The sequence below is a fragment of the Streptomyces sp. YIM 130001 genome (assembly GCF_003574445.1).
Lineage (GTDB): Bacteria > Actinomycetota > Actinomycetes > Streptomycetales > Streptomycetaceae > Streptomyces.
This window is the reverse complement of the sequence record NZ_KZ984562.1, coordinates 239,169-244,621: the sequence shown is the minus strand read 5'-3', so window position 1 is coordinate 244,621 and position 5,453 is coordinate 239,169. Positions and strand designations below refer to the sequence as shown.

5 protein-coding genes are annotated in these 5,453 nt (G+C 68.8%); 1 reads left to right on the top strand and 4 read right to left on the bottom strand.

What is annotated here, in order from left to right; translation table 11 throughout:
• Positions 1–433: 433 nt before the first annotated feature.
• Positions 434–1,444: a tryptophan--tRNA ligase gene (gene trpS / locus DSC45_RS25715; RefSeq protein WP_119294296.1), complete on the top strand. Its 1,011-nt coding sequence runs from the start codon at positions 434–436 to the stop codon at positions 1,442–1,444.
• Positions 1,445–1,481: 37 nt separating this feature from the next.
• Here trpS and proC read toward each other — a convergent pair whose 3' ends face one another.
• The 4 genes from proC to DSC45_RS25695 all read right to left on the bottom strand — a co-directional run bounded on the left by proC (position 1,482) and on the right by DSC45_RS25695 (position 4,785).
• Positions 1,482–2,291 carry a pyrroline-5-carboxylate reductase gene (gene proC / locus DSC45_RS25710; RefSeq protein ID WP_119294330.1) on the bottom strand — a complete coding sequence of 270 codons (810 nt, stop codon included), beginning with the start codon at positions 2,289–2,291 and terminating at the stop codon, positions 1,482–1,484.
• A 144-nt stretch (positions 2,292–2,435) separates the two neighbouring features.
• The gene (locus DSC45_RS25705) at positions 2,436–3,236 is read right to left on the bottom strand and encodes an ABC transporter permease (protein ID WP_119294295.1); all 801 of its coding nucleotides are present in this window, start codon (positions 3,234–3,236) and stop codon (positions 2,436–2,438) included.
• The gene (locus DSC45_RS25700) at positions 3,233–4,024 is read right to left on the bottom strand and encodes an ABC transporter ATP-binding protein (protein ID WP_240434850.1); all 792 of its coding nucleotides are present in this window, start codon (positions 4,022–4,024) and stop codon (positions 3,233–3,235) included. Before DSC45_RS25700 ends, DSC45_RS25705 begins: the two co-directional genes overlap by 4 nt.
• A 140-nt stretch (positions 4,025–4,164) precedes the next feature.
• Positions 4,165–4,785, bottom strand: coding sequence for a class I SAM-dependent methyltransferase (locus DSC45_RS25695; RefSeq protein WP_346426679.1), 621 nt, complete (start codon positions 4,783–4,785; stop codon positions 4,165–4,167).
• Between the last annotated feature and the right edge of the window lie 668 nt (positions 4,786–5,453).

Below are 5,453 nucleotides of genomic sequence, written 5' to 3'. Positions count from 1 at the left end.
CTTCCCGGCCCTTGGGCCGCTCCGACGAGGTGAGACATTAGCGGATTCCTGGCCCCCGAGCTAATCGGGGGGCGCCCTTTCGAACGCGGTTTCCTCATTCCGCAAATACACGTGAAAACGAGGCTGCGGCGGGCGCAGATTCGTTCGAGTAGTTCTTGCAGGATGGTCGCCCGGGGACCGACGAATGTCGGCGCTCACATCGGGCAACTCGGAGAACACTACGGATGGCCGTATGGGGTGTCAACTTCGGTCCTCGCAGGGCTACGCTGGGGCCATGTTCACGCATGCGTGCACCCAACTGTGGTGGGCCGCCTGACCGGCGGCCGCACTCACGTATGCACTCACACGGCCGCCGTCTCGGCGGCCGTTCTCGTTTCCCCTTCGGGATCGTGACCCGTCGCCGGGCCGGCGGTCCCCTACCGAAGGTGGAGCGATGAAGCGGGTATTCAGCGGGGTCAAGCCGACGGGGCACCTGACGCTCGGGAACTACCTGGGAGCCCTACGCGGTTGGGCCGAGGCTGATCAGTACGAGACCGATGCCCTGTTCTGCATCGTCGATCTGCATGCCCTGACCGTCGAGCACGATCCTGCGCGGGTACGCAGACTCAGCATGCAGGCGGCCACGCTGTTCCTGGCGTGTGGGCTGGATCCCGAGGTGTGCACGGTGTTCGTCCAGAGCCACGTCTCGGAGCACGCTCGCCTCTCGTACCTTCTGGAGTGCACCGCCACGGACGGCGAGATGCGACGGATGATCCAGTACAAGGAGAAGGCCGCGCTCGAGCAGGAGCGTGGGGGCAGCGTGCGGTTGTCCCTGCTGACGTACCCCGTACTGATGGCTGCCGACATCCTGGCGTACGGGACGGACGAAGTGCCGGTCGGTGATGACCAGGCGCAGCACGTCGAGCTGGCAAGAGATCTGGCTGTGCGGTTCAACCAGCGGTACGGACCGACGTTCGTCATGCCCCGTGCGACTCATCCGGGGGTGGCGGCTCGGGTGATGGATCTGCAGGATCCGACGTCGAAGATGGGGAAGACCCAGGCGTCGGGGGCCGGGATCGTGTATTTGCTCGACGAGCCGGAAGCCGTACGCAAGAAGGTTCTGCGGGCTGTGACGGACAGCGGGCGCGATGTCGTTCACGACCGCGCGGCCAAGCCCGGGGTCAGCAACCTGCTCGAGATTCTCTCCTCCTGCACAGATGGGAACCCAGAGGCGCTGGCCGGTGTATACGAGTCGTACGGCGCTTTGAAGAAGGACACCGCCGAGGCTGTGGTGGAGCTCCTGAGGCCTGTGCAGGCAAGGCACAAAGAACTGTGTGCGGATCCGGGCTATGTGGAGGGGGTACTGATGCGAGGAGCGGAGCGGGCCAGGGCGATGGCACAGCCTCGGGTGGACGCTGCACATCAGGCGATGGGGCTGTTGTCGCCCGGCGGCTCGATCGACTGACGGAGGCGGCACCGGGCCACTGCTGCGGCGAGTGGGGTCAGCCGTTCCCTGTGGCGAGTTCGCGGCTTCGGTCGCGGGCCGCCTCCAGGGCGGCGATGAGGGCGGCACGCACGCCGTGGTTCTCGAGTTCCCGGATGGCGTTGATGGTCGTACCTGCAGGGGAGGTGACGTTTTCGCGGAGTTTGACGGGGTGTTCACCGCTGTCGCGCAGCATGACCGCGGCTCCGATGGCGGCCTGGACGATCAGGTCGTGGGCCTTGTCCCGTGGCAGACCGAGGAGGATGCCCGCGTCGGTCATGGCCTCGACCAAGAAGTAGAAGTACGCCGGCCCCGAACCGGACAGGGCGGTGCACGCGTCCTGCTGTGATTCGGGGACCCGGAGGGTCTTCCCGACGCCACCGAAGATCTCCTCGGCGTGCGTGAGGTGGTCGGGGGTGGCGTGACTGCCCGGCGAGATCACGGACATGGCCTCGTCGACCAGGGCAGGAGTGTTCGTCATGACGCGGACGACGGGCGTGTTCGGAGCCAGTCGGTCTTCGAAGAAGGAGGTGGGAATACCGGCTGCACCGCTGATGACGAGACGTTCGGCCGGGACGTGGGGCGCCAGTTCCTCGAGGAGTGTGCCCATGTCCTGCGGCTTGACGGTGAGGATCAGGGTGTCTGCCGACTTGGCGGCCTCAGTGTTGCTAACAGGGGCCACGCCGTAACGGCTGCGGAGTTCTTCGGCTCGCTCGGGGCGGCGGGTGGTGACCAGGAGGTTCTCCGGGGCCCAGCCGGCGCGGATCATCCCGCTGAGCAAGGCCTCACCGATCTTGCCGGTGCCGAGGACTGCGACTTTCTGGGTCATGAGCGGTTCGCCCTCCGGGTGTGGTGTGTCGTCCGCGGCCATCCTTTCATCGGGTCGGAGGTGGAGGGCGGGCTGTCCGATGGGCGGTACGGAGGGCAGACCGGAGTCGGTGTGGGGCCTCGGCCCGGCGCAGGCGCGGTGTTGTCAGGCGGTGCGGCGGCGGAGGGTGGCCGCGCCCAGGACGAGGACCAGGGCTGCGACAGCCGCGACGACCACGGCGTCACGGACGAAGTTGGCCGTCAGGTCGGTGTGCTTGAGGACTTCGTTCATGCCGTCGACCGCGTACGACATGGGGAGGACGTTGGAGATCGCTTCGAGGACCGGGTGCATGTTGGGGCGGGCAGTGAAGAGACCGCAGAGGAGGAGCTGAGGGAAGATCACCGCCGGCATGAACTGGACGGCCTGGAACTCCGATGCCGCGAAGGCTGAGACGAACAGCCCGAGGGCGGTCCCGAGGAGGGCGTCCAGCAGGGCCACGACGAGGAGCAGCCACGGGGAGCCGACGACGTCGAGGCCGAGGGCCCAGAGGGCGAGGCCGGTGGCCAGGGCCGACTGAATGACTGCCAGTACGCCGAAAGCGAGGGCGTAGCCCATGATCAGATCGGCCTTGCCCAGGGGCATGGCCAGGAGACGTTCGAGGGTGCCGGACGTGCGCTCGCGGAGGGTGGCGATGGACGTCACCAGGAACATCGTGACCAGCGGGAAGATGCCCAGGAGGGAGGCGCCGATGTTGTCGAACGTGCGGGGATCGGCATCGAAGACGTAGCGCAGCAGGAGGAGCATCACGCAGGGCACCAGCAGCATCAGGGCGATCGAGCGTGGGTCGTGGCGGAGCTGGCGTAGCACGCGGGCCGCGGTGGCTGCGGTGCGTGCCCACGAGATGGCGGTGGGGCGATGGGATGCGGTTGCGGTTGCGGTTGCGGTCGGTGACGTTCGGGTGCTCATCGCATGGTCTCCTCGGCCTGGTCGCAGGCGGCGTGCCGTCGGTGGTCATCGGCCTCGTCGACGAGGCGGAGGAACGCGTCCTCGACGGTCTCGTCCCCTGTGCGCAGGGCGTCGGGCGTTCCGTCGGCGAGGATTTCGCCTTCGCGCATCAGGAGCAGTCGGTGGCAGCGTTCCGCCTCGTCCATGACGTGTGACGACACGAGGATGGTGGTGCCGCTCTCGGCGATGGAGTGGAAGAGATTCCACAGGTCGCGGCGGAGTACGGGGTCGAGTCCGACGGTGGGTTCGTCGAGTACCAGCAGTTCGGGGTTGCCGAGCAGGGCGACGGCGAGGGAGACGCGGCTGCGCTGGCCGCCGGAGAGGTTTCCGGCGAGAACCTCGGTGTGGGAGGTGAGGGCGACGTCAGTGATGGCCTGGGTGACGTCGGTCCGGCGCCGGGCCGCGGCGGCGCGGCCGGGGCTGAGCACGGCGGCGAAGTAGTCGAGGTTCTGGCGCACCGTCAGATCGTCGTAGACGGAGGGCGCCTGGGTGACGTAACCGATGCGGGAGCGGAGGGTTGCGTGGCCGGCGGGGTGGCCGAGGACTTCGAGGGTGCCGGTGATCTTGGCCTGGGTTCCGACGACGGAGCGCATCAAGGTTGATTTGCCGCAGCCGGAGGGGCCGAGGAGCCCGGTGATCTGGCCCGGCGGGACGGCGAAGTCGAGGTTGCGCAGGACGGTGCGCCGACCGCGTACGACGGTGAGTGTCTCGGCGCGCACGGCAGGGGGTTCGGCGGGAGTTGGGTGCATGGGGACCGCCTGACCGAAGGCGGAGTCGGAGGCGTTATTCATCATGTGGTGAATAATGCTCCTCGGCCGGTGGGGCGTCAAGGAAAGGAGGGGCGCGGACGGGTGGCGGCGGCATACGGCTCGGGGTGCCGTGCTGTGGGTCAGCGGAAGGTGACGGTGAGGTGTACGGCATAGGCCTCTTCGACGACGCCGTCACGGAAGACGCGCGAGACCTCTTCCCGTTCCTCGGCGAGTAGCGGGGCCGCGCGGTCCGGACCCAGCCGGGCGAAGTACGAGCGGCTGCCGAGCAGGGCCATGTGCTGATCGAGCGGCACACGCCGGGTCCAGTGCAGCTCCCGGTAAAGAGGGCGCAGTGACGGGTCCACTTCGGTGATCAAGCGGGAGGCCCGGAGGCTGACGTCGTGGTGGTAGCCGTCGAAACGGCGGGCCAGGCGGGCCTTCTGTTCGGCGGCCCAGGGGACGGCGGGATCGGGGACGTTCCACCAGACGGCCAGGGCACCGCCGGGGGCCAGTACTCGTATGGCTTCCGGGACGGAGCGTTCGGGTTCGGTCCAGTGCCAGGACTGTGCGTACGTGATCAGGTCGGCGGAGGCGGACGAGAGGGGGAGGGCGTCGCCGACGGCTCGTAGGAGGGGCACGTCGGGCAGGGCCTCGTGGAGTTGTTCGCCCATGCCCGGACCCGGTTCGACCGCAAGGACGCGGGCGCCGCGGGAGGTGAGGAGTCGGGTGGCGATGCCGGTGCCCGCGCCGACGTCGACCACGCGTCTGCCGTGTAAGGGCTGGCCGGTCAACTCTTCGATCGTGTCGAAGAGTTGGGGTGGGTAGCTCGGGCGGGAAGTGGCGTACTGGGCGGCTACGGAGTCGAAGGAGAGAGCACGCGGGACGCCGGGGAGAGCGGGATGGGGCTGTCCGGAGTGTGAGGCCATACGTCGATTGTCGTGCGGGACGGGGATCCCGTCAGGGACGCGTACGTGCCGCAGGGAGGTGCAGCCGAGAGGCACGCGGGAGTGCTCGGCTCGCGTCGAGAGCTCGGCCTGTGGGGCGCCGGAGCGGGACTGAAGCGTGCCGGCCGTTTCGTCGGGCAGGGCGGTCGCCGGGCTGGCCGGGGCGTGGCCGGGGTCACCGAGCGGTTCTGGATCGGCGGTGCGGTCGGCAGCGCGGCGCCCGTGCCGCTGGCCGCACCACCTATCGAGGTCGCGGTGGGCCGACCACTGGACGCGCTCCGCCGGCTCACGCTGCGTACGGCGGGTGTTGCGGCGGCTGGTTGCAGTCCGTTTCGTACGGCTGCGGGACGTCTCGCATTCGCTGCGGCACAGCTTCTCGCCGGGGGCCTCGGCGAGGGAGCGGTTGGGCGTTCGGGGCGCGACGGGAGGGGCTCGCCGTTCCGTCGGGCGGGCGCTCGGAGCTCGGAGCTCGGAGCTCGGAGCTC

What these genes read in the sequence shown, in the direction of transcription:
- DSC45_RS25705 (WP_119294295.1), bottom strand. Translation starts at nt 3,236, where the DNA reads ATGAGCACCCGAACGTCACCGACCGCAACCGCAACCGCAACCGCATCC.
- DSC45_RS25700 (WP_240434850.1), bottom strand. Translation starts at nt 4,024, where the DNA reads ATGCACCCAACTCCCGCCGAACCCCCTGCCGTGCGCGCCGAGACACTC.
- proC (WP_119294330.1), bottom strand. Translation starts at nt 2,291, where the DNA reads ATGACCCAGAAAGTCGCAGTCCTCGGCACCGGCAAGATCGGTGAGGCC.
- trpS (WP_119294296.1), top strand. Translation starts at nt 434, where the DNA reads ATGAAGCGGGTATTCAGCGGGGTCAAGCCGACGGGGCACCTGACGCTC.